This window comes from Pseudoalteromonas sp. ATL1, from assembly GCF_058933015.1.
In genome coordinates this window covers 40,805-66,647 of record NZ_JBZYXL010000001.1, presented here as the reverse complement: position 1 = coordinate 66,647, position 25,843 = coordinate 40,805, and the positions used below count along the sequence as shown (strand labels likewise).

Genomic DNA, 25,843 nt, shown 5'->3' with positions numbered 1-25,843 from the left:
CTTAGTTACCTAGTGTGCTGAAGCAATAATCTCATAAAGTTCATCATCATTGCTAGCATTCCTTAGCTGTTTACAAAACTCTTTATCATTAAGTTTTCCTGCAATCTCTGCCAATGTCTTAAGATGTTGCTGATTATCACCTTCAGGCACTATCAGTGCGAGAAAAATATCAACGGGTCGATTGTCTATCGCATCAAAAGGAATACCTTGCTGGTTGACCAAGAGCATAGCGGTTACTTGTTCAATGCCGGCCATTCTGCCATGAGGAATTGCAATACCTTTACCGATCCCTGTACTCCCTAGCTTTTCTCTCGTCATTAATGCGTTCAAAATATCATGCTGGTTTAACTGAGGCAGCTGCTCATGCGCCAGTTCACTGATGTATTCAAGGACACGTTTTTTGCTATTAAAAAGGACCGCAGCTTTACTGCAGTCCTTGTTTATAATCGAGCTTAGTTTCATGATTAGTGTCGAGTAAGCTTCTCTTTATGTTTGATCACTTGACGATCTAGCTTATCAATAAGCCCGTCGATCGCCGCATACATATCCTGATGTTCCGTTGAAGCAAATAACTCTCCACCATTTACGTGTAAGGTGGCTTCGGCCTTTTGGACCAGCTTTTCAACATCTAAGATCACGTGCACATTATTAATGTGATCAAAGTGCCTTTCTAGCTTCGCAAACTTGTTGTTGACATAGTCTCTTAATGAATCAGTGATTTCTACATGACGACCAGTTAAATTTAGTTGCATAAGCATTTTCCTTCTTTGGTAATACGTCTAAATCAAGCTTTTACGCTGGTTAGACGGTGGAATGGCTAACGACTCCCGATATTTTGCTATGGTGCGTCGGGCCACCTTAATTCCTTGCTCCGCTAATATGTCTGCTATTTTGCTATCGCTCAATGGCTTTGCGGTATTTTCAGCAGCTATTAACTTTTTGATAAGCGCTCGAATCGCTGTAGATGAGCACTCACCTCCGTTTTCTGTACTTACATGGCTGGAGAAGAAATACTTCAGCTCAAAAATGCCCCTTGGTGTGTGCATATATTTTTGTGTTGTTACGCGAGAAATAGTTGATTCGTGCATTTCGACCATCTCTGCAACATCGTTTAACACCATAGGTCGCATTGCTTCAGGACCATGTTCAAAGAATGCCTGTTGTTGCTGCACAATGCAATTGGTAACTTTCATTAAAGTTTCATTTCTGCTCTCTAAGCTTTTAATAAACCACTTAGCTTCCTGTAAGTGCGAGCGAATAAACTGACTGTCAGAGCTTGATTTTACGGAACGAGACATGGCTGCATAGTGATCATTGACGCGAATTTTTGGCATGCATTCTGGGTTTAATTCTACCACCCAACGGCCTTTTACTTTCTTCACCGATACATCAGGAATGACGTATTCAGATTCTTCTCGAATGATGCTGGCCGCAGGTTTGGGATTTAAGCTGTGAATGAGCGTCATTACTTCTTTTAATTCCGCTTCTTTAAGCTTTGTCTTTTTCATCAATGTTCGATAATCACGACTCGCAAGCAACTCAATGTGCTCGTTTAAAATCATTTTTGTTTCAGTTAACCAAGGCGTGGTTTTTGGGTCAAACTGATTTAACTGTATACACAAGCACTCTTGAAGGTTACGAGCACCAATCCCTACTGGGTCGAATAACTGAATACGTTTAAGCACGGCTTCAATTTCATCAAGTTCGATGGGTTCGCCTGAGTGACCATCGTTAATACTATCTAGTATTTCTTCAGTGCTTAAGGTTAGTGTACCGTTATCATCAATGGCTTCAACGATAGCCACCGCAATTCCATGGTCAATGGGACTAAATGGTGTGAGTTCCAACTGCCACATGAGATATTCATGTAAGGTTTCGGTGGTTTCACCTTGGTAAATCGTTTCATCTTCAGGCATTGGGCCGCTGCTCGCGGCGGGGGCCGCGCTCATATATTCGTCCCAAGTTACATCCATTGCCAATTCGTCGCTCACGGTATCTTTACTCAGTGCGGCGTCGGAGTCCATCTCATAATCACTCACAGGTTCACTATCGTGGTTGTCATCATGAGAATCGTCGTGGCTATTATCTTTACCGTTTTTTTCTTGTAAGGAGGTATCGAGATCCGTGTCAGACTCTTCCACTTCCAACAGAGGATTGCTATCCAGTGCTTCTTGGATTTCTTGCTGAAGATCTAGCGTACTCAACTGCAACAGACGTATTGCCTGCTGTAGTTGTGGTGTCATGGTAAGTTGCTGCCCCATGCGCAGCTGTAACGATTGCCTCATGTACCTTTAACAATCCTTCTAATCTCTATTATTATTGTGACCTAGAATGTTTTAACTATAGCCTGAATTGCTCACCAAGGTAGACATCTCGAACGGTTTGATCCGCCAAAACATGCTCTGGCGTTCCCGACGCGATAAGCTCACCATGGGACACAATATAAGCTTTTTCACATACATCAAGGGTTTCTCGAACATTGTGGTCGGTGATCAGTACACCGATACCACGATTTTTTAAATGCTCGATAATTTTCTTTATATCTAACACCGAAATCGGATCAACACCAGCAAAAGGCTCATCTAACAGGATAAATTTAGGGTTTGCGGCTAAAGCGCGAGCAATTTCTACCCTTCGGCGCTCACCACCCGACAATGCCATACCTAAACTATCTCTAATGTGTTGAATATTAAACTCATCTAACAACTCGTTCAGTATTTGTTCGCGTGCTTCTTTATTGAGCGAGTTACGAGTTTCTAAAATGGCCATGAGATTTTGATAAACAGTTAACTTTCTAAATATTGATGACTCTTGAGGGAGGTAACCAATACCTAGTCGAGCACGATTGTGCATTGGTAGTAAGGTAATGTCGTGGTCATTAATGCATACTGAACCATGATCGCTGGGTACTAATCCAACAATCATATAAAAACTCGTTGTTTTTCCCGCACCATTTGGTCCAAGCAGCCCGACAATACTACCAGCTTCAACACTTAGACTGACATTTTTAACGACCTGTCGCCCTTTATAGCTTTTTGCTAATGCAGTTGCAGTTAATACGCTCATGCTTAATTACCTTTGCCAGCTTTCTTTGGATTTTTTTCGGGAACCAAAATTGTGTGTACTCGTGCGTTGTCTTGCTCACCGCGTTCTGCACTGATGAGTTGTTTTTCCATATCATATATTATTGACTGTGCGCGAATAATTTGACCTGCTTGGTTTATTTTTGCATCCCCTTTGATCTCTAAGGTGCGATTGGCTACGTCATAGCGAATTTCTAGTGCACTTGCCGTTAGCTCTGTACCATCCGGCTGTTTTTCTGAAAATCGCGCTGGAGAACCCGTTGCGACCAGCAACTGCTTATTGTCACCAAGTTCTTCTCTTCGATGTACTTCTAGCTTATCAGCATTGATTTTTCGATTGCCGTGAATGATTTCGACATTTTGCTCGAAAATCCCAATATTGGTTTTCAATTGCGCTTGTTGTTTGCCTGCTTTAATTGATACCTCATCGGCAGAGTTTGTTGATTGAGCGAGTGCAAGCTGGCCGAATAGTAGGCCGACCACAGCGAGTGAATACATGAGTTTATTGGTCATAATAAATAGTTCGAGTATGGTTAATGAGTTCAATAATATCTGTGTTTAAATCGGCATAAAGACCTTTGCCATTAATCTTCAAGCTAGGCCCTGTGATCTCGACAGGTCGCTCCGATTGCATCAGACGTTCTTTTATTTCAACGCGGATATTATCTGCTTTTATCAAGTTAATCATTGCGCCTGTTGTTAGGTTTTTGGCCTCAACATTGCCTTCCAACATGAGCGTATTATTTTCGTATAGCGTTGCTTCTGTTGCCGATATCAGCCAGTTTTGTGGGCCGTTATAAAGCGTAAAAACGGGTTTAGTAAAATGACTAAAGCCGAGCTCTTGATACAATTCCATTTTGTCAGCGGTCACCGTGTAACTTTTTATGCCCGTTTCATTGTACGATGTTTGTTGTAACTGCATCGCGATGTAGTCGGGCTTAGCGATAACATCATTTTGCTTATTGAGCTGATTATCATTTTGCGTTAAATACGGATACCAAAGCCATGTCATTGCGATGACAAAAATCGCGAATATGAGTACTCGAGTATTACTCATCATACACATCCCAACATGGAGTTTGGCCAAAAGCTGAACATGTTGTCACCATAGTTATGGCGTTCTGAACTATTGATGAATGGCTTCACGATGCTTACAAAGAACTCCATCATGTTAAAGCACTCCCGCACGTAACAAATCCTGTGTGTTTAGAGCCCCAATGGGACGCTTTTCATCATCTATGACTACTAAACCATTAATTCGTTTCGTTTCCATAATGTTAAGTGCCTCTGCAGCTAACATATGCTCAGTTGCTGTCGTGCAGTTAATGGTCATGGCTTGATGGATAGGTGTGACATGCAAATCAACGCGTTGCTCGATAATACGGCGTAAATCACCATCGGTAAAAATCCCCTGTAGCTGACCTTGTTCATTAACAATAGTGGTCATGCCGAGTCCTTTGGAAGACATTTCAAATAGGGCATCTTTGATGGTACTTAAATGAGAGACCTTGGGTACTTGTTCACCTTTGTGCATAATGTCGCCCAATGTGAGTAGCAAACGCTTGCCTAACGAACCACCAGGATGAGAAAGAGCAAAGTCATCGGCAGTAAAGCCTCTGGCTTCTAAAAGCGCAACGGCCAGCGCGTCGCCCATAACCAGTGTTGCAGTTGTACTGGCTGTTGGCGCGAGTCCAAGCGGGCATGCTTCCTGAGATACGGCAATACATAAATGAATATCAGACAATTTTGCCATAGAAGATTCAGAGTTACCTGTCATCGAAATGGTTTTGGCACCAATGCGTTTGATGACGGGAATGATATTGAGTACTTCACTTGTTTCACCTGAGTTTGAGATCAGTAACACAACGTCTTGTTTGGTGATCATGCCTAAGTCACCGTGGCTTGCTTCACCCGGGTGAACAAAAAAAGCAGGGGTACCGGTGCTGGCAAAGGTTGCTGCAATTTTATTGCCTATGTGGCCAGATTTACCCATACCTATCACTATGGTTCTGCCTTCGCAGTCAAAGATTGCCTGACAGGCGGCAGCGAAATGTTGATCTATGTATTGGCTAATTTCTTGGATCGCTTGACGCTCGATTTCAATAACGCGTGTGGCTGTATCTTTAAACTGCTTAGATAACATGGCTAAGATCCTAGATAATGTAATACATGTAACCAATAAAGCTGCCCAGCAACAAGGCCCCTTCAAAACGATTAATACGGCGCGAGCCCGTTAAGCTTAAGCTCATTAGTACTAGCGCTAATGTCGCTGCGAGCATTATATATATATCTCTTGTGGCAATATTGGTATCGATAGTTGCAGGATTGATAATGCCAGCGATAGATAACACCGCGAGAATATTGAATATATTAGAGCCAATAATGTTGCCTAGTGCAAGGTCGTCTTCTTTTTTAAGTACACCTGCAACACAAGCGGCTAATTCAGGCAAGCTAGTTCCAACCGCGATGATAGTTAAACCAATCAACAAATCGCTCATGCCAAAATATTTGGCAATATCAACGGCGGCATCGACTAAGTAGCCCGAGCTTACAGGTAACAGTATCATCCCCACAGCTAACCAAAACAATGCTTTAGAGGTAGGCACATCATTTGGTACTTCTTCGCATGCTTCACTAACAAGTGGATCATCCCCACCAATGCCTTTTTTAGTGATAATTATCAGGGCAAGTATAAAAGCAATAAAGCCAATCAGGAGTGCCGTACCTTCATAAAAGCTAAAGTGGCTATCACTGACAATGAACCAAGCCGCCAGCGACACCAATATGAGCAAAGGCATTTCTCTTTTTAAGATGCCTGAACTGACTGATAAAGGTCTTAGTAAGGCGGTAACGCCTAACACAAGCAAAATATTTGCGATATTTGACCCTATTGCATTCCCTACAGCAGTATCCGTTTTGTCAGCAAGCGCCGCTTGTCCAGCAACCATCATTTCAGGCGCTGATGATCCCATTGCTACTATGGTTAAGCCGACGATTAAGGTGGGCACGCCAAAGTTTTTCGCTAAGGCTGCAGCTCCGTATACGAAACGGTCGGCGCTCCAAACAAGTGCTGCAAATCCAAGGAGCAAAATGACAAAAGATAAAACCATAAAAAGGGAAGCCGATTGATTAACGAACATTGGCGCAAATAGTATCAAATACACTTGCAAAAGTATAAGTAATTGAAGGCTTTTGAGTGTGAAATGACGTGTTATTTAGGTTTTACTCAGTCACGCTATATTACAAAATTTTACGAAAACTTTTTTCCTTCACAGGGCAAAAAATCGTATTATGACAAAATCAGAAAAAGTAGATGTGGAGAGCGACTTGTCGCAAGCAATTGTAGAAATCAAGGATGTGACGTTTTCACGCGGTGATCGGATCATCTATAAAAACATGAGTTTCTCCGTTCCAAAAGGAAAAATCACGGCCATTATGGGCCCAAGTGGCATTGGGAAGACGACCATGCTGCGTTTGATCGGGGGCCAATTAAAACCCGACCAAGGTGACATTCTTTTTGAAGGGCAAAGTATTCCAAGCATGTCGCGAAAAGCGCTATACGATATTCGTACCAAGATGAGTATGCTGTTTCAAAGTGGCGCATTGTTTACCGATATGTCGGTATTTGACAATGTTGCTTTTCCACTACGTGAGCACACTAAGCTGAGTGAAGAGTTAATTCGCCTCGTTGTGTTAATGAAGCTTCAAGCCGTGGGTTTGCGTGGTGCCAAAGATTTAATGCCATCGGAACTGTCCGGTGGTATGGCGCGTCGCGCAGCCTTAGCAAGAGCAATAGCCCTTGACCCTGAACTTATCATGTATGATGAACCCTTTGCTGGTCAAGACCCGATCTCAATGGGCGTATTAGTGAAACTAATAAAGTCGCTCAATGAAGTGTTAGGGTTATCGTCATTGATAGTCACTCACGATGTAACTGAGGTTTTGAGTATTGCCGATCATGTGGTGATCATCGCTGAACAAGGCGTGATAGGATGTGGTACACCTGAACAGATGCTACAACATGAGTCTGAGTTGGTGCAGCAGTTTTTACAAGGCCTTTCAGACGGCCCCGTCCCATTTCATTATCGTGCTAAAGGGTATGAGGAAGAATTGTTATCAGGAGCGGCATCGTGATTGATTTATTACAAGCGATAGGTCACAAAACCCTAAGTCGTTTTGCTTCTCTTGGTCGCGCAACGCGCATGTTATTCGGTGCGCTAGTGAGCATGCCTAACTGGCGTAAAGGCCCTGCATTACTCGTTCGCCAACTTTATATGGTAGGCCACCAGTCCTTGTTGATCATCATGGTGTCGGGTTTGTTTATCGGGATGGTGTTAGCGCTTCAGGGTTATACCGTATTAGTAGGGTATGGCGCGGAAGATAGCTTGGGACCACTAGTTGCGTTGAGTTTGCTACGAGAACTTGGCCCCGTGGTCACGGCGTTATTATTTGCAGGTCGTGCAGGCAGTGCCTTGACGGCTGAAATTGGCTTGATGAAAGCAACGGAACAACTCTCGAGCTTGGAAATGATGGCAATAGATCCATTACGTCGCGTGATCTCGCCACGTTTTTGGGCTGGTTTTATCAGTATGCCATTACTGGCGCTGATATTTTCTGCGGTTGCCATTTTAGGCGCCCATTTGGTGGGGGTTGATTGGTTGGGGGTTGATTCAGGTAGTTTCTGGTCAATTATGCAATCGCAAGTCTCATTCGAAAAAGATATTTTAAACGGCATGATCAAGAGCTTTGTGTTTGCCCTTATCGTGACGTGGATAGCGCTCTATAAAGGCTATGATTGTATTCCCACATCGGAAGGGATCAGCAAGGCAACAACAGAGACGGTAGTGCATTCTTCATTGGCAGTGTTGGGGTTCGATTTCCTACTAACTGCTGTGATGTTTTCAGGTTAAAAGGTTTTAAATACAAATGAATACACGGAAAATTGAAATACTAGTAGGATTATTTGTGGCGCTTGGTGTTGCAGCGTTTGCAGTCCTAGCACTAAAAGTAGCGAACTCAGGGATCAGCGGCAATGGTGAAACCTATACGCTAAACGCTAAGTTTGAAAATATTGGTTCACTAAAAACGCGCGCGCCGATAAAAGTAGGCGGTGTCGTGATCGGTCGTGTGGACGGCATTAGCATTCATCCACAAGAATTTGTGCCAGTGGTGTCAATGAGCATTGATGCCAGTTATGAATGTCAGTTTTCAGATACGACGTCAGTGTCTATTCTTACATCTGGTATCTTAGGTGAGCAGTACTTAGGTATTTCGCCAGTTATTGCCTCTGAGTCAGCAAAACAAAGCTGTTTAGGGAATGAAATAGTGGGTGATGGTGGCTCTGATTTAGATGACTTATTTGGTGTACAAAGCAAAGCACTAAAAGATGGCGATTTAGTCACAGATACAAAATCGGCGCTCGTGCTTGAAGAGCTGATTGGCCAATTCCTATTTAATCAAGGTGGTGAGTAATAATCATGATGGTAAGAATAATGTTAGCTGTCGCGGTGCTTGTCGCCAGCTCATTTGCAATCGCAAAAGCGCCCGTTGATACCAGTGACCCATATAAAATGGTGCAGCAAGTCGCGGATAATACCTTTAAACGCATTGCTAAAGAGCAAGCGATCATCACGCAAGACAAAGAACATTTAAGAGTGATTGTTGAACAAGAGCTTTTGCCTTACATTGACTATAAGTACGCATCGTATCGTGTATTGGGTAGCTATATTCAAAAAGTAAGAAATATCACTAGTAAAGAAGAGAAGCAAAAAGCGATAGAAAACATCAAAACCTTTATCGAGGTATTCAAAAATTACCTTGTCGCCACGTACGCAGGAGTATTCACGCAGTATAGTAATCAGCAAATTGAGTTTGCACAAAGCAAAGATTTTAGTGATGAACGCGTTGCGATTGTGAAGGTGAAAATTGTCGAAGCGGGTAAACCGGATATCAAAATTGATTTTAAAGTTCGTCGTGACTCTGACAATGAGTGGCGCGCCTTCGACATGATTGCTGAAGGGATCAGTTTATTAGACGCAAAACAAAGTGAGTTGCATGGCATATTGCGCCAGCAAGGCATTGAACATGTGATTGAGTTATTGGATAAGAAAAGCCAACTTCCTATTCAGTTTAGGGGGGACGATGGCAGCAACTAAGCTTGAATTTGTTCGCCAAGATGAGCAGCTCATTTCCATTAAGGGTGAGTTGACAAGAAATAGCTTGGTGGATGAACGCCTTCTTAATCGACAGATAGAAAATGTGCAGTCAACACGCTATTTTGACCTTTCTGAGGTCTCAAGGGTTGACACGGCGGGCTTAGCTTGGTTAATTCACTCTTTAGGTCAATTACAGCATCAAGGTAAGCGCCTTGAGCTTAAAAATATCCCTGAGCAGCTCCATAATTTGATGGCGCTGGGCCAGGTATCCAATTTATTTGAGTGAGTCTAATGGAAACAAACCAAGTCGAAACTTTATTACGTGATGCACTATCACTTGAAGAAGTTATAGTAAAAGCGAATGGCAACCACTATGAAGTGATTGCAGTCGGAGAGTGTTTTGACGGTTTAAGTCGAGTGAAAAAGCAGCAGCTTGTGTACGGGCCATTAATGAACACTATTTCAGATGGCACAATTCACGCGGTGAGCATTAAAGCTTTTACACCGACAGAATGGCAGCGCGAGCGCAAATTTATTCTTCCACAATAATGGAGCCACGATGGATCAGTTTGTTATCCAAGGTGGCACCACTTTAGCCGGTGAAGTCACTATTTCAGGTGCCAAAAATGCGGCACTGCCTATTTTATTTGCCGCTTTGCTTGCTGATGGGCAAAGCCGCTTTTCTAACGTGCCGCAACTTCGCGATATTGGTACCACTGAAGCGCTTTTGAAAACGCTCGGTGCAGGTATTAAATGGCAAGGCGATGTATTAATAGTTGATGGTAGTACGGTTAATAAAGTGCTAGCACCATATGAGCTTGTTAAGCAGATGCGTGCTTCTGTATTGGCGCTAGGCCCGCTTTTAGCCAGATTTGGAGAAGCGCAGGTTTCTTTACCTGGTGGTTGTGCAATCGGTGCTCGCCCGGTTGATATTCATATTAGTGGACTTGAACGCATGGGCGCTCAGATCAGCGTAGATAACGGTTACATCAACGCACAAGTTGATGGCCGATTAAAAGGCGCAGAGATCTATATGGAAACGGTGAGTGTCGGCGCGACAGAAAACCTACTTATGGCAGCAACGCTTGCTGAGGGCACAACTGTACTAGAAAACGCTGCTCGAGAGCCGGAAATTATTAACTTAGCCGAGTGCTTGGTGGCAATGGGCGCAAAGATTTCGGGAGCAGGTACAAACCGGATTGAAGTGCAAGGCGTTGAAAAATTGATGGGGTGTGAGCATAAAATTCTACCCGATCGCATCGAGACGGGCACGTTCTTGGTAGCAGCTGCGATGACGCAGGGTGAAGTGTTGTGTAAAAACACCGATCACACAAGTCTTGAGCCTGTGTTAGATAAGCTTAGAGCGGCTAATGCCAAGCTGGAAGTTACCGAGGACAGTATCTATCTTGATATGCGAGGCCGTGAGCTTAAAGCCGTAAATATTAAGACGATGCCGCACCCAGGTTTTCCAACAGATATGCAAGCGCAATTTACGGCAATGAATGTGGTTGCGCAGGGTAGTGCAACAATCACAGAAACCATCTTTGAAAACCGCTTTATGCATGTCCCTGAGCTACAGCGTATGGGGGCAAACATTCGCTTGGAAGGTAATACCGCTATTTGTGGAGACACCGAAAAGCTAAGTGGTGCGCAAGTGATGGCAACGGACTTACGCGCGTCGGCCAGTTTGATCCTAACGGGGATTGTGGCCAGCGGTGAAACGGTTGTAGATCGTATTTATCATGTGGATCGTGGATATCAACGTATCGAAAACAAGCTCAGTCAGTTGGGCGCGAAAATAAAACGTAAGCATAACTAAGCAGCTGAAATATCGAAAAAGCGAGTAAGGTGTTTACTCGCTTTTTTTGTGTTCGGTTGGTTGAGTTTGGCAGGTCAATTTGCTCTGGTTTCAAGCTCTGCTACCACCAAGGTAAAAGTGCGCAGTTCATCCCCTCGATACACTTGGAATTCAAGGCGCGTTCCTGGTCTTGTATTACCAATAAACTTTAATGTGCGTTGTGGATTAGTCACAGGCTCACCCGCGACTTTGACTATAATATCTCCCTCTTGCATGCCCGCTTGCCAAGCTGGCCCTAATGGGTCTAAATCACTGATCCTCAAGCCGACAATACGGGTATATAAGTCTGTCACTTCTTTTCCTGTGTTATCAACGGCAGACCCTGTAAAGCCGAGATAGCCGCGCACAACGCGCCCATCTCGAATTAATTTTTCCATCACTTCCTTGGCGAGTTTATAAGGTACCGCAAATGAGATCCCTTGAATATCGATGTTATACCGCGTTCTGAATTGGGCCGAAGTGATACCAACAAGCACGCCGTTTGAATTGACCAGCGCGCCACCAGAGTTACCGACATTCACCGCGGCATCCATTTGCAACAAGTTATTATACGGGCTATCCGTGAGTGCTTGTTTGCCTGTTGCACTGATCACCCCTTGAGTAATTGTCTGACCTAAATTGAGTGGATTACCAATGGCAAGTACCACATCGCCCACACGAGGGCTGAATGTATCATCAATAGGAATAACGGGTAGGTGCTGCGCATCAATTTTCAGCAAGGCTAAATCCGAAATGGTGTCGTAACCAATCACCTGCACATCATCAAAGCGACGTCCATCAGTTAAGATCACCATGATCTGATCGGCATCATTCACCACGTGGTAGTTGGTCAGAATATAACCGTCATGCGTCATAATCACGCCTGAGCCGAGTTCCTGGGTCGTGTTGGCTCGCATGTAGCGTGGTACCGATGTGATACTTTCAGAAAAAATGGTTGCGACAGCGGGCGATGCTTTTTGCACCGCATCGGCAAAACTCATGTGCCGACTGGTGTAGTGGCTAGCAACATCCAACTTAGGTAAGACTGAGTTTTTCAAATTGGGGGTAAACCAAATGATCAAAAATGCGATAAAAAGGCCACCAATAAAAGGGGGTAATAGAAAACGAATTAGCTTAAACACGAGCGCAGTCTTTATGAATAAAAGTTTGTAGTTTTATGATGCACAAAGAAAAACACAGCGGCAAGGGGCCACTGTGTTTTTAATGTAAATTAATCTTACTGGATGAGTAAGAATACAGAGTCACGACCGCGTTTAATACCTAACACGATGTTACCCTGAATGTCTTCGATAAGATTACTCATATCACGAATACTATCGACGCGCTGACGGTTCACTTGCATGATCACGTCACCTTCTTCTAAACCAACGCGCGCAGCAGGTGAGCGAGGCTCTACCGAGGTGACAACAATGCCCTTATTGCCATTTCGTTCACCGCTTTCAAGAACTGCGCCACTTAGCATTGGATGTACTTTGTCAGCCGGTGCCTGTGCTTCACCTTGGCCTTTGAGGGTCACCTTAATCGTGCGCTCTTTACCATCGCGATATACGCCAAGTTTTACGGTGCGGCCTTCGCCAATGGTGGCTATTTTACTCGCCAGTTCCGCAAAGCTGTGAATTTCATCGCCATTCACACTCACAATGACATCATTTGCAAGAATACCCGCTTCTGACGCCGCAGAGTCATTAACAACGCGCGCAACATAGGCGCCCTGTTTCACATCAAACCCTTGGGCTTTCGCGATACCGGCATCTAATGTGCGGCCTTCAATACCTAAAGAACCTCGTCGAACTTGTCCAAACTCAACAATTTGGTCAACCAGATTCTTCATCATGTTAGATGGGATCGCAAATCCAATACCCACGTTGCCACCGGATGCACCTAAGATAGCCGTATTGATACCGATCAGTTCGCCTCGCAAGTTAACCAGCGCACCGCCTGAGTTGCCTTGGTTAATTGCCGCATCGGTTTGAATAAAGTCTTCATAACCTTCTATGTTTAATCCACTTCGACCTAACGCACTGATGATCCCTGAAGTTACAGTGTGGCTAAGGCCAAAAGGGTTACCAATTGCGACAGAGAAGTCACCCACGCGTAGCTTGTCAGAGTCGGCCAATTTCACTTCTGTTAGATCATCTCCGTCGATTTCAAGTAATGCAATATCAGATTCTTTGTCTGTACCAACAAGCTTGGCTTCAAACTCTCGGCCATCTTCCAAAGTCACAATGATTTTTTCAGCATCGGCAATAACGTGGTTGTTGGTAACGACATAGCCTTCATCTGCATCGATAATAACGCCTGAACCTAGACCACTAAATTGGCGCTTTTGGCTACGAGGTTGTGGATTGCCAAAGAAGTAATCAAACGGGTCAACGCGACGTCTTACTTCTTTTGCGCCTGATACTTGAATGCTCACAACGCCTGGTGTGACACGTTCAAGCATAGGTGCTAATGTTGGAAGACTTTGCCCATCTACAGCAACAGGCAGTTTTGCTAGCGCAACGTTAGAGCCTAGTAATAATGAAGTAGAAAGAATAGCTGCTGTTAATAACGAGTGTTTCAATTTCATAGTCAGTAAATACTCCGCAAAAGCGTTAATGCATTGAAAAGGCAGGCGTAACTAAAGTGAGCTACGCGCCATTTCGCTATTGTAAAAATCTATATTTACTGACTATGGGGTCAAAAAAAAGTTCATCAAGAGGCTTTTGATTGCTCAACGTTTAACCGCTCACCCGAAAATAAGCCACTTTCACCGTCTACATAATCGGTTGGCTGAGCAACGCCTTCATTGTTTCTGTCATTGCGACGGCGTTCAGGACGGCTTTTTAATGACGCGTGAAGTTGCTCAGTGGTTTCTTTTGAGAAAAAAGGCTCACTAGGATGGCTTGGTTTTTCAGTAAGCAACACCTGATTAGTTTCTTCAAAGTGATTCAGCAATTGGCTATAGCTGTCTTGCATCTTGTTCATCAGCTTTTTGGTACTGGCCAAATGATCGGCTACTTCTTGGCGATATTGCTCTAGTTCATGCTTTGCTTGCTGTGCTTGTTGCTCAAGTTCACCATGCTTGAACTGCTTTTTAGTCCACACAGAACCCAGGAAAAAAGCCGCTGCGGCAACGATGATGATAAGTCCTATCCAAGCTAATGAAGTCATATATTTCTCCTAAAAATCGCGAAGCGCTGTGAAATGCAGGGCGGGGATGCGATAAATTCCAAATTCAATTGATAACCTAAATATACGCCTAGAATCGATGCGTGTTAATATAGCAAGCAAATAAAAACGTAGAACTATGTAAATTGCTATGACACCGTGGGAAAAATATCAACAAGACTTGTTACGTGAAGACTTTCAATATGACGCAGCCCAAGAAAATGCTGTAAAACATTTACAGCGTTTATATGATGATTTAACTGCGCCTAGTATTAAGCCGAGCGGATTGTTTGCAAAGCTATTTGCAAAGCCAAAAGAAGTGAAGGTAAAAGGGCTGTACTTTTGGGGTGGTGTGGGTCGCGGCAAAACCTACTTAGTTGACACTTTTTATGAAGCCTTGCCTACTGAGCGTAAAATGCGTGTGCATTTTCATCGTTTTATGCATCGAGTACATGATGAACTTAAGTTGCTTAAAGACGTTAAAAACCCGCTAGAAACGGTTGCAGATAAATTTAAGCAAGAAACGGACATTATCTGTTTTGACGAATTTTTCGTCCAAGACATCACCGATGCCATGTTGCTTGGAGGCTTGATGCAAGCTTTGTTTGCTCGAGGCATTGTACTGGTTGCAACGTCTAATATCGTGCCAGATGAGTTATACCGAAATGGTTTACAGCGCGCTCGTTTCTTACCCGCTATAGAACTGGTTAAGGCCAATACGGAGGTTGTGAACGTTGACTCGGGCATTGATTACCGTTTGCGTACACTAGAGCAAGCTGAAATTTTTCATAGTCCATTAGATGCGCAAGCAGATAAAAACTTGTTTGAGTACTTTGATAAGCTTTCTCCTGAACCAGGCCGATTGGATGAAAAAATAGAAATAGAAGGGCGCCTGATCCAAACGCGTAAAGTGTCTGACTGTATCGTGATGTTTGATTTTACTCAGCTCTGTGAAACTGCGCGTTCACAAGTCGATTATATGGAAATTAGCCGCCTTTATAACACGGTGATTTTATCGAACGTTAAGCAATTGGGGCAACACAACGATGATGCCGCAAGACGATTTATTGCACTGGTAGATGAGTTTTATGAGCGTAATGTGACTCTCATTATTTCGGCTGCAGCACCTATTACCGAATTGTATAAGCAAGGTACACTCAATTTTGAGTTTAAGCGCTGTATTAGTCGCCTTCAAGAGATGCAATCACTCGAATATTTGGCTCGCGAACACCTTGCATAGTCGATAGCCAGTTAATAGATAAACACTTAACAATTAATTTGTAGAAAAAACAGTCTCGCGCTAGTCAAGCATAGATTGAGTTGCTATAATCCGCGACCTGCCACGTTGCGTTCTATTGCCCTCGTCGGCTTAGCCACTGACTTGAGCGGCAAAAAAGTCTTAAACTCGAAGGGGTTAAAGCACTCATATAGTAAGCGGTAATCATTCGATTACCTGTGGTTTTAAATAGAAAACATTGGATTTTTAAATGAAAACGTTTGTTGCTAAACCAGAAACTGTAAAACGTGACTGGTACGTAGTTGACGCTGAAGGTAAAACTTTAGGTCGCATCGCTACTGAAATCGCTCGTCGCCTTCGCGGTAAGCATAAAGCTGAGTACACTCCTCATGTAGATACTGGTGATTACATCATCGTTATCAACGCAGAAAAAGTTACTGTAACTGGTAACAAAGCGAAGGATAAAATGTACTACGCTCACACTGGCTTCCCTGGCGGTCTTAAGTCTGTGAACTTCGAGAAACTTCAAGCTAAAAAGCCTGAAATGATCATCGAAAAAGCGGTTAAAGGCATGTTACCTCGCGGTCCTCTAGGTCGTGAAATGTACCGTAAACTTAAAGTTTACGCAGGTAGCGAGCACAACCACGCGGCACAACAGCCGCAGGTTCTAGACATTTAAGGAGCACACTCATGGCAAATCAATACTACGGTACAGGTCGTCGTAAAAGTTCAAGTGCTCGCGTATTCTTACGCCCAGGCACTGGCAGCATCGTAATTAATCAGCGTTCTATCGAAGAATACTTCGGTCGTGAAACTTCTCGCATGGTTGTTCGTCAGCCTCTAGAGCTAGTTGAAATGACAGAGAAGTTTGACCTTTACATCACTGTTGAAGGTGGTGGTATGACTGGTCAAGCTGGCGCAATCCGCCACGGTATCACGCGTGCACTAATGGAATTCGACGAGTCACTTCGTCCAACTCTTCGTAAAGCTGGCTTTGTTACTCGCGACGCTCGTAAAGTTGAGCGTAAGAAAGTTGGTCTTAAGAAAGCACGTAAGAAGACACAGTTCTCAAAACGTTAATTTTTTACGTTTCAAGAATTCAAAAACCCAGCTTATGCTGGGTTTTTTGTTTTCTAGCTGTTTTTTAACGTTTTTAATTACAGTGAGAAATATTTCTCAGACTCTTCTTGCATTGCTCAATTAACCATCGTTTTTGCTAATCCTCAGATTTGCTGATAAAAAAAGTGCAATATTTAGCGTATTTAGTGCAAATGGGGCGATAACTCGGCGTATTTTTTTGCTACAATTGCAGGGCAAGTAAAGTGAGCGAGTTCAAACCTACTCATTTGATGGGTTCCAGCCTCAGTTGAGGTTGATCTTGGTCAGTATATTGTTTTTTAGATTAGCGTATCATATGCCATCGGCCTCATGCTCAAAGTAACCTAGCCAAGTTTTGGCTTGGGTTTATTAGGGCATGGGTCTGTAATAACCTTGTTTTAATCAAGGGATTTATTTATGATCGCTTCTATTTTGTAGTTTCTTAAAATTAACCTGCTGTAACTGATGTTCTCAATATAGCAAGTGTTGAGAATCATAGTGGAGATAAGTGGATGAGCAATGCGCCTGTAGACAATGGCCGACGTCGCTTTTTAACCATAGCTACCTCTGTTGTTGGTGGTGTTGGTGCGGCTGGGGCTGCTGTTCCTTTTATTGCGTCTTGGAATCCAAGTGAGCGAGCTAAATCTGCAGGTGCGCCTGTAGAAGTAGATATCAGCAAACTTGAACCTGGACAATTAATTCGTGTTGAGTGGCGAGGCAAACCGGTTTGGATTGTATCTCGTACGCCTAAGATGCTTGAGCAAATGAAAGCTCACGAAGACAAACTTCGTGACCCAGCGTCTGAAGAGCCTCAACAGCTGGATTCAGCGAAAAACCCATATCGTTCTAAGCGTCCAGAAATATTTGTGGCGGTTGGTATTTGTACTCACCTAGGATGTTCACCGGGCTTTTTACAAGGCGGATTCGGTGAGAAGGTTGAAGGCACTGATGATGGTTTCTTCTGCCCATGTCATGGCTCTAAGTTTGATATGGCTGGCCGTGTTTTCCAGTCGGTACCAGCACCATTGAACCTTGAAATTCCTCCGTATACCTTTATTGATGACACAACCATTATGGTTGGTGAAGAAGAAGGGGTTGCGTAATGTTTGGTACTATTATCAACTGGATCGATGAACGTATTCCAATGACTCGTGTTTGGAATATGCACATTGCTCAATATCCTGCGCCAAAAAACTTTAACTTTTGGTATTTATTTGGCTCTCTTGCCATCCTTGTTTTAGTTAACCAAATTTTAACTGGTATCTGGCTTACAATGAACTTCGTTCCTTCAGCGGAAGGTGCGTTTGCTTCAGTAGAATACATCATGCGTGATGTTGAATACGGCTGGTTACTTCGTTACTTGCATTCAACGGGTGCGTCAGCATTCTTTATCGTTGTTTACTTGCACATGTTCCGTGGCATGATCTACGGCTCTTACCAAAAACCACGTGAGCTATTGTGGTTATTCGGTATGTTTATCTTCTTAGCACTAATGGCTGAGGCATTCATGGGATATTTACTACCTTGGGGACAAATGTCATTCTGGGGTGCTCAGGTAATTATCTCACTATTCGGTGCTATTCCGGTAATTGGTGATGACTTAACGCTGTGGATCCGTGGTGACTATGTTATCTCAGGAGCTACACTTAACCGCTTCTTCGCACTGCATGTTATTGCACTACCATTAGTCTTAGTTATCTTAGTATTCTTACACATTGTGGCATTACACGAAGTGGGTTCAAACAACCCTGATGGTGTTGAGATCAAACGTAAGAAAGGCACGGTTGCTGAAGAAGACAAGCCTAAGTTCCAATTCCATGAGTATTACACCAGCAAGAAAGACATTGTTGATGCGATTCCATTCCATCCTTACTACACAGTAAAAGATATTTTAGGTGTAGCTGGTTTCTTAATTATCTTCTGTTGGATAGTGTTCTTTGCGCCAGAAATGAATGGTTTCTTCTTAGAAGCGCCAAATTTTGAAGCGGCTAACCCGCTGAAAACGCCAGAGCATATTTTCCCTGTTTGGTATTTCACGCCTTTCTATGCAATCTTACGCGCGATCCCTAATAAACTATTAGGTGTTGTGGCAATGGGTGCATCAATTGTTGTACTTGCGCTATTGCCTTGGATTGACCGTGGTAAAGTGAAGTCAATTCGTTATCGTTGTGGTTTGCACAAGCTTAATATCGCGCAGTTCGTAGTTACTTTCGTGATCTTAGGCTGGATCGGTGCGACGCCTCAAACAGACTTTAAAACGCTGTTGTCGCAAATTACCACAGTAACGTACTTCATGTTCTTCGTGTTACTATTCTTCTACTCGAAGAATGAGAACACTAAACCATTGCCAACGAGGTTGACGAAATGATGAAAAAGCTAATTATCGGTTTATTCGCATTGTTGCCAACGTTTGCGATGGCATCAGGCCCAACTGTACCACTTATGCATGCTGGTAATGATTTAACAGACAAAGCGTCGTTACAGCGTGGTGCCAAGTTGTTCATGAACTATTGCTTGGGTTGTCACCAGATGCAATATCAGCGTTATGAACGTACTTTCAGAGATATTGGTATTCCTACCGATATCGGCCTAGAGCAATTGATTTTTGACGGCTCAAAAGTGGGTAGTCATATCAAAAACTCGATTAAGAAAGATGATGCTGCTAAGTGGTTTGGTGCTGCGCCACCAGATCTAACATTGGTTGCACGTGTTCGCGGTGCTGACTGGATTTACACTTATCTTAAATCTTTCTATAAAGATGAGTCTCGTCCGTTCGGTGTCAATAACATTATCTTCCCTTCGGTAGGTATGCCTCACGTACTACAAGAGTTACAGGGTTTGCCAACGCCTATCACTGAAGAAGTGGAGGAGCATGGACATACTGTAACTAAAGTAGTGGGTACTGAAACAGATGGGTCAGGTGAGATGAGTACTGATGAATATGATCAAGCAGCTCGCGACCTAACTAACTTCTTGGCATATGTAGGTGAGCCATCTCGCCTTGAGTCAGAAGCTATCGGTATCAAGGTGCTAGGGTTCTTAGTGATCCTATTTATCTTGGCATTCTTATTGAAGAAAGAATACTGGAGAGATGTTCACTAAGCTGAGCAAATCTAAGGTAATTTTGTAATAGGGGCATTAGCCCCTATTGCTGTTTAAAGTGATTTATTACTTTTGTAATTATTAATGGAGGTAGGCATGGCCGTTGCTGCCAATAAGCGCCCTGTAATGACTCTTTTCTCTGGTGCAAACTGCATGTATAGCCACCAAGTACGTATCGTATTGGCTGAGAAAGGGGTAAGTGTTGATATTCACCTTGCGGAGAAGGATAATCTGCCAGAGGCTTTGCACGAGATTAACCCGTACGGCACAGTGCCAACGCTAATCGATCGTGAGCTGGGTCTATATGAAGCGAATATCATCAATGAGTACCTTGATGAGCGTTTCCCGCATCCACCACTTATGCCTGTCTACCCAGTAATGCGTGGCCGTAGCCGTCTGATGATGCACCGTATTGACACTGACTGGTATAGCCTTGCTGCGAAAATTATCGAAGGTGGCGCTGAAGAAGCACAAGCACGTAAAGAACTAACAGAAGCTTTACTTGCGGTTGCACCAATCTTTAATGAAGCACCTTACTTTATGAGCGAAGAATTCAGCTTAGTTGATTGCTACTTAGCTCCGTTACTATGGCGCTTACCTCAATTAGGTATTGAGCTAGCAGGTGCTGGTGCTAAAGAATTAAAAGACTACATGTTACGCCTTTTTGAGCGCGATTCATTCCAAGCTTCACTCACAGAAGCAGAACGCGAGATCCGTGCATAATGACACCAAACCGCCCATATTTACTGAGAGCCTTTTACGACTGGATTGTAGACAACGAGTGTACACCACATCTTGTTGTTAATGCTGAATACCCAGCGGTTCAAGTACCGACGCAGTTTGTGCAGGATGGGCAGATTGTGTTGAATATTAGCCCGTCTGCGGTTACACAGTTTGCGATGGATAATCACCAGCTTAGCTTTAATGCGCGCTTTAGTGGTCAGCCAATGCAGGTCTATGTACCAATCGGTGCGGTATTAGCGATTTATGCTCGTGAAAATGGTGAGGGTACGGTCTTTACTCAAGAAGAATTTCCTGAGGACGAGCAACACACACCAGAGATCGAAGAGGAAGCGCCATCGAGCGATGAACCTGAAAAGAAAAAGGGTTCTCATCTACGCGTAATTAAGTAAGTTTTAAACTTAGCTAAGAATAAAAAAACCTGCCAATTGGCAGGTTTTTTTATTTCATATTCTTTTACTAGAGGTATTCAAAGGCTTTTACGACTCGCGTAACACCATTGATATGGCGGGCAATCTCTACCGCTTTATTGGCCTCCTCTTTACTGACGAGGCCCATTAAAAACACTTCACTGTTTTCAGTTACCACTTTAATGTTATTGCCACTGACTTCCTCATTTGTGAGTAAGCGAGTCTTTACTTTTGATGTAAGCCATACATCATGAGTTTGCGTGGTAATACCGATATTGCTGCCGATGCGGATTTGATTGTGTATCTGACGAATGGCCGGTACTTGCTTGAGCGCACTTTGCGCCTTTTGGCGCATTTCTTCGTTGGCCACTTGCCCAACTAACAATACAATGCCATTCACACTGATCAAATTAATGTTGGCGTGATCTTTTAAGCGTTCAACGCCTCTAATGGCCATCATACCTTTAATTTCGATGTTGTTATCGTCAATTTGAGTGCCAATAGTACGGCGGTCATCGGCGGCTGAAATGGCGCCAGCCGTTCCAGCTACTACCGCTGCGGCACAGCCTTGGAGTAAAGAAACACATAACAGCAGCGCTACTGGTTTTATACTCATTACTGCTCCCCTTGTGGAAATAGAGTATTGTCGATTAATTGGCTTAAACAGTGGGTGATGAATAAGTGTGATTCTACAATGCGGCTTGGGCGTTTGCTTGGTACGCGTATCTCTACATCATTAGGACCCAGTAACCCGGTCAGTTCACCGCCATCATCGCCCACCAATGCTATCACTTTCATATCTTTGGTGAGGGCAGCTTCTGTGGCACTCACCACTTCTTTTTCGTTGCCGTTGACGGCTATGACCAGCAATAAGTCACCTTGCTGTGCAAAAGCCCTCACTTGACGAGCAAACCGATCACCATCATCAGAGTTTGTTTGTCCGCCTAATTGCACACTAGACTGAGTTAAGGCCACCGCTGGTAAGCACGGGCGTTCTGTTTCATAGAAGTTCACTAGTAAGCCAGCCATGTGCTGTGCCAGCATATGGCAGCTTTCAACACCACAGCACAGTAGTTTGTTGCCATTAATTAAACCTTGCACTATGGTGAGTGCAGCTGACTCTAGTGCATCGGGAAGTACTTCGCCAGCGGCGATCTGTGCTTGAATGCTTTCTGTAAAAATGCTTTTAATAGATTCTTGCATACTAAAAAACGCTCTTAATCCATTGTATATTTGGAGGATTTTGGCCCTCAATTGCGATAAAGTCTACGCGTAATGGCACATTATGCAACTTTTGCTCGGTGAGGTAATGATAAATACTGCGTTTCAGTCGCTGTTGCTTGGTATACCCCAGTGCTGATAAGACACCACCAAAGTGGTTGGATTGCCTGTATTTTACTTCAACAAAGACCCATAGCTCAGCGTCTTTCATAATCAAATCAATTTCACCAAATTTGCAATAATAATTACGTGCAATGCAACGTAGTCCGTGTTTTTTTAAGAAGGACTCTGCGAGTTGCTCATAATAGTTGCCTTTCTCTTTACTGTTATTGAATAATCCCTTAAACATTGGCGTCCTGCCTTAATCAAGTAATTGCTCCTTAGACAGCGTTTGTTTCATAAACAACGGTGTAGGAGGGGTTTCGTCTAAATTGACAAGACGGATCTGGTTCTTTTGATATCGAGCCCAACGAAGCTGTCTTGTTAATGTATTATTTTGCTTAATGCTTAGCTGGCCAGTTAGACCTTTAAACTCTTTACCTGGGATTTGGGCCAATTGCTTTATTTCAGGAATGAGTTTGAGCGCATCGTATGCCATTGCGAACAGACGCTGCTCAATATCAGCTTGCTCGGGCCAAAGTGACACATATTCGTCGCGTAGGGTTTTATTTTGCAGCGCTTCGGGTAGCATCCATGGCTGCTCGGTAAAATACAAACCTTCTAGGTCGCCCTTATCAGTGCTATCAATTCGACGACTATAGCTTCTCGAAGTAGCATACAGAGGAATGCGTGGCGCAAAAGTACTCACGTTGACATCTAAGTATGGTTTGAGCAAACGAGTTTCTATGGCGTCACCAAGAATGTATACCACATCAATATCGCCTCGAGAGCGAGTTTCACTTTCAACCTCTTGTGTGAAGAGTTGTTTAACCGTTTTGATTCGTTGTTTTGACTCGTCTACCTCTAGCAAGTCTGCGACAACTTCAGCCATATTTTTGCTATCGGTATATAAGCCAACTTCGGGCTGCACTTCACTATAACGTTGCCATTGCTGTTGAAAATGCGCGATCAGGCGATGCCCCGCATTGTTGTCGGGAGCGAGCAACATCGGCTTTTGATACTCTTTGGCAAGGAAGTGGATCAGTGCTTGCTCAACCTCATGTTCAGGGTTGAGCGCAAAAGAGTAATGTTCGCTCGCTTGAATCGTACTGCTTGGTGTATTTAAGAATATTGTAGGTAAGGCATTTAGTACGGCACTATGCGCCAGTTTATCAATATTGCTTTTTAACAATGGGCCTATTACAAAATCTGCATGATGCAAGGCAAGCGCTCGTTCTATTTCTTCGACACTTTGCATTTCGTCGATAAAAAACACCTCATCAACCGCGTTATTGTCCAATGCCGCCAAAAAGCCGTTTTTTAATGCGGTGCCAAAACGTTCACTGCTGCCTGATTGCGGTAGTAAAATAGCCAGCTTTTGGGCCTGATAAGGGACTAAACTGACGGAACTTGCCACTTGCTCTGGCAGCAAATAGCTTGCCGGGTGATTGATGAATCGACGTTGCCAGTTATTTAATGCTTGATGTAATTGTACGCCTGCACCCAAATAAATTTGCTGATATTTAGCCAGCTTAACCCACCCTTGCTGGATCACCGTCCCGGTATCAATGCGTTCGAGCGCATATGAGGAAAGTTGCTGTAAGGCATGCCATATATCGTCATTGAGGTTAGGAATATTCAAGTTATTTTGCGCGCTAATGTCTGCGGCATTAAAAAAGTATTGCAGAGCTTGACTTGGAAGCTGCTCATTGGCGTATATGCTGCCCGTAAGATACTGATGCCAAGCTTCGTGTTCTGGCAGGCTGAGCTGCGTTTCAATGGTGCTGAGAATGGCTAAAGCGGCACTCGCTCGCCCTTGCTCTTTTCTTGCGAGCGCGGCGTAAAGTTTGTTTTGAACGTGGTCAACACTGGCCTTACTTTCAAGCGCCAAACAAACTTGCTCAAGAATTTGCCAGTCTTTGTTTTTAATTGCCGCTTCTCGGGCCAAGTAGAGCAGCTGAATTTTATCAATGCCTTGTTTTAATAACGCTTTTTCATACAAGGCATGGGCGTTAGAGGTATCCAAGGTTTCCTGAACTTGTACTTTATTTAGCTTAGCATTTGTCATGGGGGCTTTTTCGGTTGTACTACAAGCCGATAACCCCGACAATATGGCAATTACAAGACTAATTTTTTTCAGTCGCACAATAACGCCCTAGTTGAATTATGTTCTGAGGGCTATCTTACCTGACTGAACTTGGAGAGCTCAATGATAAAAGCACAGAACCCGGATAAAATAGGCACACTCTATGTGGTCGCAACGCCCATTGGCAACCTTGCTGACATCAGCGAGCGTGCATTGAGCACCCTAGCAGAAGTAGACTTAATCGCCGCTGAAGATACGCGTCATACGGGTAAGTTGTTGAGCCACTTTAACATTAAGGCAAAGACCTTCGCTTTGCACGATCACAATGAAAAACAAAAAGCCCAGCAAGTTGTTGATTGGTTGAATGAAGGGTTAGACATTGCGCTGGTATCTGATGCGGGCACGCCGCTGATTAGCGATCCCGGCTATGCCGTGGTGAACTTATGCCGTGAGCAAGGTGCCAATGTTACACCTGTACCGGGCGCTTGTGCTGCGATCACCGCGCTCAGTTGTTCAGGGTTACCGACAGACCGTTTCCAGTTTATAGGCTTTACTCCTGCAAAAAGCCAAGCAAGACAGCAATTTTTCCTCGATGCGTATGAAAGTGGTATCACCAGTATTATGTACGAAAGTACCCACCGTATAATGGCTAGCCTCAATGATTTACAAACGGCACTCGGGGAAGAGCAACAGGTTGTTTTTGCAAAAGAACTGACTAAAACCTATGAGACTTTTTTTAGTGGTTCGGTTGCTCAGCTTATTACTTTTCTTACTGAAGAGCCCGAAAAACAACGTGGAGAGTTGGTGCTGATGCTACCGGGCAAGCCAAAGCAACAAGAAGAAATACCGGCCGATGCAAAGCGATTGTTGTCACTGCTAGAGCATGAAATGCCCCTCAAAAAAGCATGTGGCGTTGTAGCGGATTACTTTGATCTTAAGAAAAACGCGCTATATAAAGCGGCAATTGCAGAAAAAGACGCGTAAAAAGCGTGAGCTTTGCTCGATATTCCTGTATTATCGCCGCCCTGAGTCAGCCGGATAATCGCTGCCTGTGACGAAAATGATCAGGGGGAGGAAAGTCCGGGCTCCACAGGGCAGGGTGCCAGCTAACGGCTGGGGGGCGTGAGCCTACGACAAGTGCAGCAGAGAGGAGACCGCCAACTTTCGAGTTGGTAAGGGTGAAAGGGTGCGGTAAGAGCGCACCGGGCCACTGGTAACAGTTGGTTGCAAGGTAAACTCCACCCGGAGCAAGACCAAATAGGGTTCCTTATGGTGTGGCCCACATCGGAACCGGGTAGGTTGCTTGAGCCTAGGAGCGATCCTAGGCCTAGACGAATGATTATCGCTCGCAAGAGTACAGAACCCGGCTTATAGGCTGACTCAACAATTTTTAGCAGCCGCTTGCTTTACTGAGGTGAATCAAGCGGTTTTCTAAAACCTTTTGCTATCAAACCTCGAGTGCAAAAGTCACAATACTTCTTGAAAATCATTTCTCATTGAAACACTTATGGTGTCTATTACCCATATTACGTAAGTTGTGCCAAATATTTAGAGTAATTGCTTCCAAATGGCTTAGTTCATAACGCGCGATTTTATGAGATGC

General features: G+C 43.9%; 31 protein-coding genes and 1 other RNA gene. 17 read left to right on the top strand and 15 right to left on the bottom strand.

Annotation, left to right across the window (positions count from 1 at the left end):
- Positions 1-9 precede the first annotated feature (9 nt).
- From ptsN to AC5FX4_RS00280, 8 genes are all read right to left on the bottom strand, one after another.
- A complete protein-coding gene (ptsN, locus tag AC5FX4_RS00315; RefSeq protein WP_493604576.1) occupies positions 10-462 on the bottom strand; it encodes a PTS IIA-like nitrogen regulatory protein PtsN in 453 nt (150 codons plus the stop codon).
- A 2-nt stretch (positions 463-464) separates the two neighbouring features.
- On the bottom strand, positions 465-752 hold the full coding sequence (gene hpf, locus AC5FX4_RS00310; protein WP_476292646.1) for a ribosome hibernation promoting factor: 288 nt from the start codon (positions 750-752) through the stop codon (positions 465-467).
- A gap of 27 nt (positions 753-779) precedes the next feature.
- Complete coding sequence (locus AC5FX4_RS00305; protein WP_493604575.1) at positions 780-2,285, bottom strand: RNA polymerase factor sigma-54; 1,506 nt, start codon at positions 2,283-2,285, stop codon at positions 780-782.
- A gap of 55 nt (positions 2,286-2,340) precedes the next feature.
- A complete protein-coding gene (gene lptB / locus AC5FX4_RS00300; RefSeq protein WP_493604574.1) occupies positions 2,341-3,066 on the bottom strand; it encodes an LPS export ABC transporter ATP-binding protein in 726 nt (241 codons plus the stop codon).
- 2 nt (positions 3,067-3,068) lie between these two features.
- On the bottom strand, positions 3,069-3,596 hold the full coding sequence (gene lptA, locus AC5FX4_RS00295; protein WP_493604573.1) for a lipopolysaccharide transport periplasmic protein LptA: 528 nt from the start codon (positions 3,594-3,596) through the stop codon (positions 3,069-3,071).
- The gene (gene lptC / locus AC5FX4_RS00290) at positions 3,586-4,140 is read right to left on the bottom strand and encodes an LPS export ABC transporter periplasmic protein LptC (protein WP_493607745.1); all 555 of its coding nucleotides are present in this window, start codon (positions 4,138-4,140) and stop codon (positions 3,586-3,588) included. The genes lptA and lptC overlap by 11 nt, the downstream gene beginning before the upstream one ends.
- Positions 4,141-4,254: 114 nt before the next feature.
- Positions 4,255-5,226, bottom strand: a complete 972-nt coding sequence (locus tag AC5FX4_RS00285) for a KpsF/GutQ family sugar-phosphate isomerase (RefSeq protein ID WP_493604572.1) — start codon at positions 5,224-5,226, stop codon at positions 4,255-4,257.
- Positions 5,227-5,236: 10 nt separating this feature from the next.
- Positions 5,237-6,193, bottom strand: a complete 957-nt coding sequence (locus AC5FX4_RS00280; RefSeq protein WP_493604571.1) for a calcium/sodium antiporter — start codon at positions 6,191-6,193, stop codon at positions 5,237-5,239.
- A gap of 181 nt (positions 6,194-6,374) precedes the next feature.
- Here AC5FX4_RS00280 and AC5FX4_RS00275 point away from each other — a divergent pair, with 181 nt between their 5' ends.
- The 7 genes from AC5FX4_RS00275 to murA are packed head-to-tail and all read left to right on the top strand — an operon-like array spanning position 6,375 to position 11,057.
- Complete coding sequence (locus AC5FX4_RS00275; RefSeq protein WP_493604570.1) at positions 6,375-7,217, top strand: ATP-binding cassette domain-containing protein; 843 nt, start codon at positions 6,375-6,377, stop codon at positions 7,215-7,217.
- On the top strand, positions 7,214-7,993 hold the full coding sequence (gene mlaE, locus AC5FX4_RS00270) for a lipid asymmetry maintenance ABC transporter permease subunit MlaE (protein WP_493604569.1): 780 nt from the start codon (positions 7,214-7,216) through the stop codon (positions 7,991-7,993). The genes AC5FX4_RS00275 and mlaE overlap by 4 nt, the downstream gene beginning before the upstream one ends.
- Before the next feature lie 16 nt (positions 7,994-8,009).
- Positions 8,010-8,555 (top strand): outer membrane lipid asymmetry maintenance protein MlaD, encoded by a 546-nt coding sequence (gene mlaD / locus AC5FX4_RS00265; RefSeq protein ID WP_493604568.1) that lies wholly within the window; start codon positions 8,010-8,012, stop codon positions 8,553-8,555.
- An 8-nt stretch (positions 8,556-8,563) separates the two neighbouring features.
- On the top strand, positions 8,564-9,238 hold the full coding sequence (locus AC5FX4_RS00260; RefSeq protein WP_493607744.1) for an MlaC/ttg2D family ABC transporter substrate-binding protein: 675 nt from the start codon (positions 8,564-8,566) through the stop codon (positions 9,236-9,238).
- Positions 9,225-9,524 (top strand): STAS domain-containing protein, encoded by a 300-nt coding sequence (locus AC5FX4_RS00255; protein WP_493604567.1) that lies wholly within the window; start codon positions 9,225-9,227, stop codon positions 9,522-9,524. Before AC5FX4_RS00260 ends, AC5FX4_RS00255 begins: the two co-directional genes overlap by 14 nt.
- 5 nt (positions 9,525-9,529) lie before the next feature.
- The gene (gene ibaG / locus AC5FX4_RS00250; protein ID WP_493604566.1) at positions 9,530-9,787 is read left to right on the top strand and encodes a BolA family iron metabolism protein IbaG; all 258 of its coding nucleotides are present in this window, start codon (positions 9,530-9,532) and stop codon (positions 9,785-9,787) included.
- A 10-nt stretch (positions 9,788-9,797) separates the two neighbouring features.
- Positions 9,798-11,057 carry a UDP-N-acetylglucosamine 1-carboxyvinyltransferase gene (gene murA / locus AC5FX4_RS00245; protein ID WP_493604565.1) on the top strand — a complete coding sequence of 420 codons (1,260 nt, stop codon included), beginning with the start codon at positions 9,798-9,800 and terminating at the stop codon, positions 11,055-11,057.
- Between the two features lie 74 nt (positions 11,058-11,131).
- Here the strand turns inward: murA and AC5FX4_RS00240 are convergent, their stop codons facing one another.
- From AC5FX4_RS00240 to AC5FX4_RS00230, 3 genes are all read right to left on the bottom strand, one after another.
- Entirely contained in the window at positions 11,132-12,217 is a 1,086-nt protein-coding gene (locus tag AC5FX4_RS00240) for a trypsin-like peptidase domain-containing protein (RefSeq protein WP_493604564.1), read from the bottom strand.
- Between the two features lie 95 nt (positions 12,218-12,312).
- On the bottom strand, positions 12,313-13,665 hold the full coding sequence (locus tag AC5FX4_RS00235; RefSeq protein ID WP_493604563.1) for a DegQ family serine endoprotease: 1,353 nt from the start codon (positions 13,663-13,665) through the stop codon (positions 12,313-12,315).
- A 125-nt stretch (positions 13,666-13,790) separates the two neighbouring features.
- Positions 13,791-14,249, bottom strand: coding sequence for a Z-ring associated ZapG family protein (locus AC5FX4_RS00230; protein WP_493604562.1), 459 nt, complete (start codon positions 14,247-14,249; stop codon positions 13,791-13,793).
- 148 nt (positions 14,250-14,397) lie between these two features.
- Here AC5FX4_RS00230 and zapE point away from each other — a divergent pair, with 148 nt between their 5' ends.
- From zapE to AC5FX4_RS00190, 8 genes are all read left to right on the top strand, one after another.
- Entirely contained in the window at positions 14,398-15,486 is a 1,089-nt protein-coding gene (zapE, locus tag AC5FX4_RS00225; protein WP_493604561.1) for a cell division protein ZapE, read from the top strand.
- 247 nt (positions 15,487-15,733) lie between these two features.
- Positions 15,734-16,162 carry a 50S ribosomal protein L13 gene (gene rplM, locus AC5FX4_RS00220; RefSeq protein WP_493604560.1) on the top strand — a complete coding sequence of 143 codons (429 nt, stop codon included), beginning with the start codon at positions 15,734-15,736 and terminating at the stop codon, positions 16,160-16,162.
- 11 nt (positions 16,163-16,173) lie between these two features.
- Entirely contained in the window at positions 16,174-16,563 is a 390-nt protein-coding gene (rpsI, locus tag AC5FX4_RS00215; RefSeq protein WP_070983178.1) for a 30S ribosomal protein S9, read from the top strand.
- Between the two features lie 530 nt (positions 16,564-17,093).
- Complete coding sequence (petA, locus tag AC5FX4_RS00210) at positions 17,094-17,684, top strand: ubiquinol-cytochrome c reductase iron-sulfur subunit (RefSeq protein ID WP_493604559.1); 591 nt, start codon at positions 17,094-17,096, stop codon at positions 17,682-17,684.
- A complete protein-coding gene (locus AC5FX4_RS00205; RefSeq protein ID WP_493604558.1) occupies positions 17,684-18,949 on the top strand; it encodes a cytochrome b in 1,266 nt (421 codons plus the stop codon). Before petA ends, AC5FX4_RS00205 begins: the two co-directional genes overlap by 1 nt.
- Positions 18,946-19,683, top strand: coding sequence for a cytochrome c1 (locus AC5FX4_RS00200; RefSeq protein ID WP_493604557.1), 738 nt, complete (start codon positions 18,946-18,948; stop codon positions 19,681-19,683). Before AC5FX4_RS00205 ends, AC5FX4_RS00200 begins: the two co-directional genes overlap by 4 nt.
- Before the next feature lie 96 nt (positions 19,684-19,779).
- A complete protein-coding gene (gene sspA, locus AC5FX4_RS00195; RefSeq protein ID WP_493604556.1) occupies positions 19,780-20,406 on the top strand; it encodes a stringent starvation protein SspA in 627 nt (208 codons plus the stop codon).
- Positions 20,406-20,816 carry a ClpXP protease specificity-enhancing factor gene (locus AC5FX4_RS00190; protein WP_493604555.1) on the top strand — a complete coding sequence of 137 codons (411 nt, stop codon included), beginning with the start codon at positions 20,406-20,408 and terminating at the stop codon, positions 20,814-20,816. Before sspA ends, AC5FX4_RS00190 begins: the two co-directional genes overlap by 1 nt.
- Positions 20,817-20,883: 67 nt before the next feature.
- On the opposite strand, the gene dolP is transcribed toward AC5FX4_RS00190, so the two are convergent.
- Genes dolP through AC5FX4_RS00170 form a run of 4 tightly spaced genes read right to left on the bottom strand, consistent with a single transcriptional unit; the run spans position 20,884 to position 24,300 of the window.
- A complete protein-coding gene (gene dolP, locus AC5FX4_RS00185; RefSeq protein ID WP_493604554.1) occupies positions 20,884-21,450 on the bottom strand; it encodes a division/outer membrane stress-associated lipid-binding lipoprotein in 567 nt (188 codons plus the stop codon).
- Positions 21,450-22,037 carry an SIS domain-containing protein gene (locus AC5FX4_RS00180; RefSeq protein ID WP_493604553.1) on the bottom strand — a complete coding sequence of 196 codons (588 nt, stop codon included), beginning with the start codon at positions 22,035-22,037 and terminating at the stop codon, positions 21,450-21,452. Before AC5FX4_RS00180 ends, dolP begins: the two co-directional genes overlap by 1 nt.
- Before the next feature lies 1 nt (position 22,038).
- On the bottom strand, positions 22,039-22,404 hold the full coding sequence (locus tag AC5FX4_RS00175) for a YraN family protein (protein ID WP_493604552.1): 366 nt from the start codon (positions 22,402-22,404) through the stop codon (positions 22,039-22,041).
- A 12-nt stretch (positions 22,405-22,416) separates the two neighbouring features.
- The gene (locus AC5FX4_RS00170) at positions 22,417-24,300 is read right to left on the bottom strand and encodes a penicillin-binding protein activator (RefSeq protein ID WP_493604551.1); all 1,884 of its coding nucleotides are present in this window, start codon (positions 24,298-24,300) and stop codon (positions 22,417-22,419) included.
- 63 nt (positions 24,301-24,363) lie between these two features.
- Between AC5FX4_RS00170 and rsmI the strand changes: the two genes are divergently transcribed.
- Complete coding sequence (gene rsmI / locus AC5FX4_RS00165) at positions 24,364-25,224, top strand: 16S rRNA (cytidine(1402)-2'-O)-methyltransferase (RefSeq protein WP_493604550.1); 861 nt, start codon at positions 24,364-24,366, stop codon at positions 25,222-25,224.
- Between the two features lie 42 nt (positions 25,225-25,266).
- Positions 25,267-25,627, top strand: an RNA gene (gene rnpB, locus AC5FX4_RS00160) — RNase P RNA component class A.
- Positions 25,628-25,843 lie beyond the last annotated feature (216 nt).

What these genes read in the sequence shown, in the direction of transcription:
- ptsN (WP_493604576.1), bottom strand. Translation starts at nt 462, where the DNA reads ATGAAACTAAGCTCGATTATAAACAAGGACTGCAGTAAAGCTGCGGTC.
- hpf (WP_476292646.1), bottom strand. Translation starts at nt 752, where the DNA reads ATGCAACTAAATTTAACTGGTCGTCATGTAGAAATCACTGATTCATTA.
- AC5FX4_RS00305 (WP_493604575.1), bottom strand. Translation starts at nt 2,285, where the DNA reads ATGAGGCAATCGTTACAGCTGCGCATGGGGCAGCAACTTACCATGACA.
- lptB (WP_493604574.1), bottom strand. Translation starts at nt 3,066, where the DNA reads ATGAGCGTATTAACTGCAACTGCATTAGCAAAAAGCTATAAAGGGCGA.
- lptA (WP_493604573.1), bottom strand. Translation starts at nt 3,596, where the DNA reads ATGACCAATAAACTCATGTATTCACTCGCTGTGGTCGGCCTACTATTC.
- lptC (WP_493607745.1), bottom strand. Translation starts at nt 4,140, where the DNA reads ATGAGTAATACTCGAGTACTCATATTCGCGATTTTTGTCATCGCAATG.
- AC5FX4_RS00285 (WP_493604572.1), bottom strand. Translation starts at nt 5,226, where the DNA reads ATGTTATCTAAGCAGTTTAAAGATACAGCCACACGCGTTATTGAAATC.
- AC5FX4_RS00280 (WP_493604571.1), bottom strand. Translation starts at nt 6,193, where the DNA reads ATGGTTTTATCTTTTGTCATTTTGCTCCTTGGATTTGCAGCACTTGTT.
- AC5FX4_RS00275 (WP_493604570.1), top strand. Translation starts at nt 6,375, where the DNA reads ATGACAAAATCAGAAAAAGTAGATGTGGAGAGCGACTTGTCGCAAGCA.
- mlaD (WP_493604568.1), top strand. Translation starts at nt 8,010, where the DNA reads ATGAATACACGGAAAATTGAAATACTAGTAGGATTATTTGTGGCGCTT.
- AC5FX4_RS00260 (WP_493607744.1), top strand. Translation starts at nt 8,564, where the DNA reads ATGGTAAGAATAATGTTAGCTGTCGCGGTGCTTGTCGCCAGCTCATTT.
- AC5FX4_RS00255 (WP_493604567.1), top strand. Translation starts at nt 9,225, where the DNA reads ATGGCAGCAACTAAGCTTGAATTTGTTCGCCAAGATGAGCAGCTCATT.
- ibaG (WP_493604566.1), top strand. Translation starts at nt 9,530, where the DNA reads ATGGAAACAAACCAAGTCGAAACTTTATTACGTGATGCACTATCACTT.
- murA (WP_493604565.1), top strand. Translation starts at nt 9,798, where the DNA reads ATGGATCAGTTTGTTATCCAAGGTGGCACCACTTTAGCCGGTGAAGTC.
- AC5FX4_RS00235 (WP_493604563.1), bottom strand. Translation starts at nt 13,665, where the DNA reads ATGAAATTGAAACACTCGTTATTAACAGCAGCTATTCTTTCTACTTCA.
- AC5FX4_RS00230 (WP_493604562.1), bottom strand. Translation starts at nt 14,249, where the DNA reads ATGACTTCATTAGCTTGGATAGGACTTATCATCATCGTTGCCGCAGCG.
- zapE (WP_493604561.1), top strand. Translation starts at nt 14,398, where the DNA reads ATGACACCGTGGGAAAAATATCAACAAGACTTGTTACGTGAAGACTTT.
- rplM (WP_493604560.1), top strand. Translation starts at nt 15,734, where the DNA reads ATGAAAACGTTTGTTGCTAAACCAGAAACTGTAAAACGTGACTGGTAC.
- rpsI (WP_070983178.1), top strand. Translation starts at nt 16,174, where the DNA reads ATGGCAAATCAATACTACGGTACAGGTCGTCGTAAAAGTTCAAGTGCT.
- petA (WP_493604559.1), top strand. Translation starts at nt 17,094, where the DNA reads ATGAGCAATGCGCCTGTAGACAATGGCCGACGTCGCTTTTTAACCATA.
- AC5FX4_RS00205 (WP_493604558.1), top strand. Translation starts at nt 17,684, where the DNA reads ATGTTTGGTACTATTATCAACTGGATCGATGAACGTATTCCAATGACT.
- AC5FX4_RS00200 (WP_493604557.1), top strand. Translation starts at nt 18,946, where the DNA reads ATGATGAAAAAGCTAATTATCGGTTTATTCGCATTGTTGCCAACGTTT.
- sspA (WP_493604556.1), top strand. Translation starts at nt 19,780, where the DNA reads ATGGCCGTTGCTGCCAATAAGCGCCCTGTAATGACTCTTTTCTCTGGT.
- AC5FX4_RS00190 (WP_493604555.1), top strand. Translation starts at nt 20,406, where the DNA reads ATGACACCAAACCGCCCATATTTACTGAGAGCCTTTTACGACTGGATT.
- dolP (WP_493604554.1), bottom strand. Translation starts at nt 21,450, where the DNA reads ATGAGTATAAAACCAGTAGCGCTGCTGTTATGTGTTTCTTTACTCCAA.
- AC5FX4_RS00180 (WP_493604553.1), bottom strand. Translation starts at nt 22,037, where the DNA reads ATGCAAGAATCTATTAAAAGCATTTTTACAGAAAGCATTCAAGCACAG.
- AC5FX4_RS00175 (WP_493604552.1), bottom strand. Translation starts at nt 22,404, where the DNA reads ATGTTTAAGGGATTATTCAATAACAGTAAAGAGAAAGGCAACTATTAT.
- rsmI (WP_493604550.1), top strand. Translation starts at nt 24,364, where the DNA reads ATGATAAAAGCACAGAACCCGGATAAAATAGGCACACTCTATGTGGTC.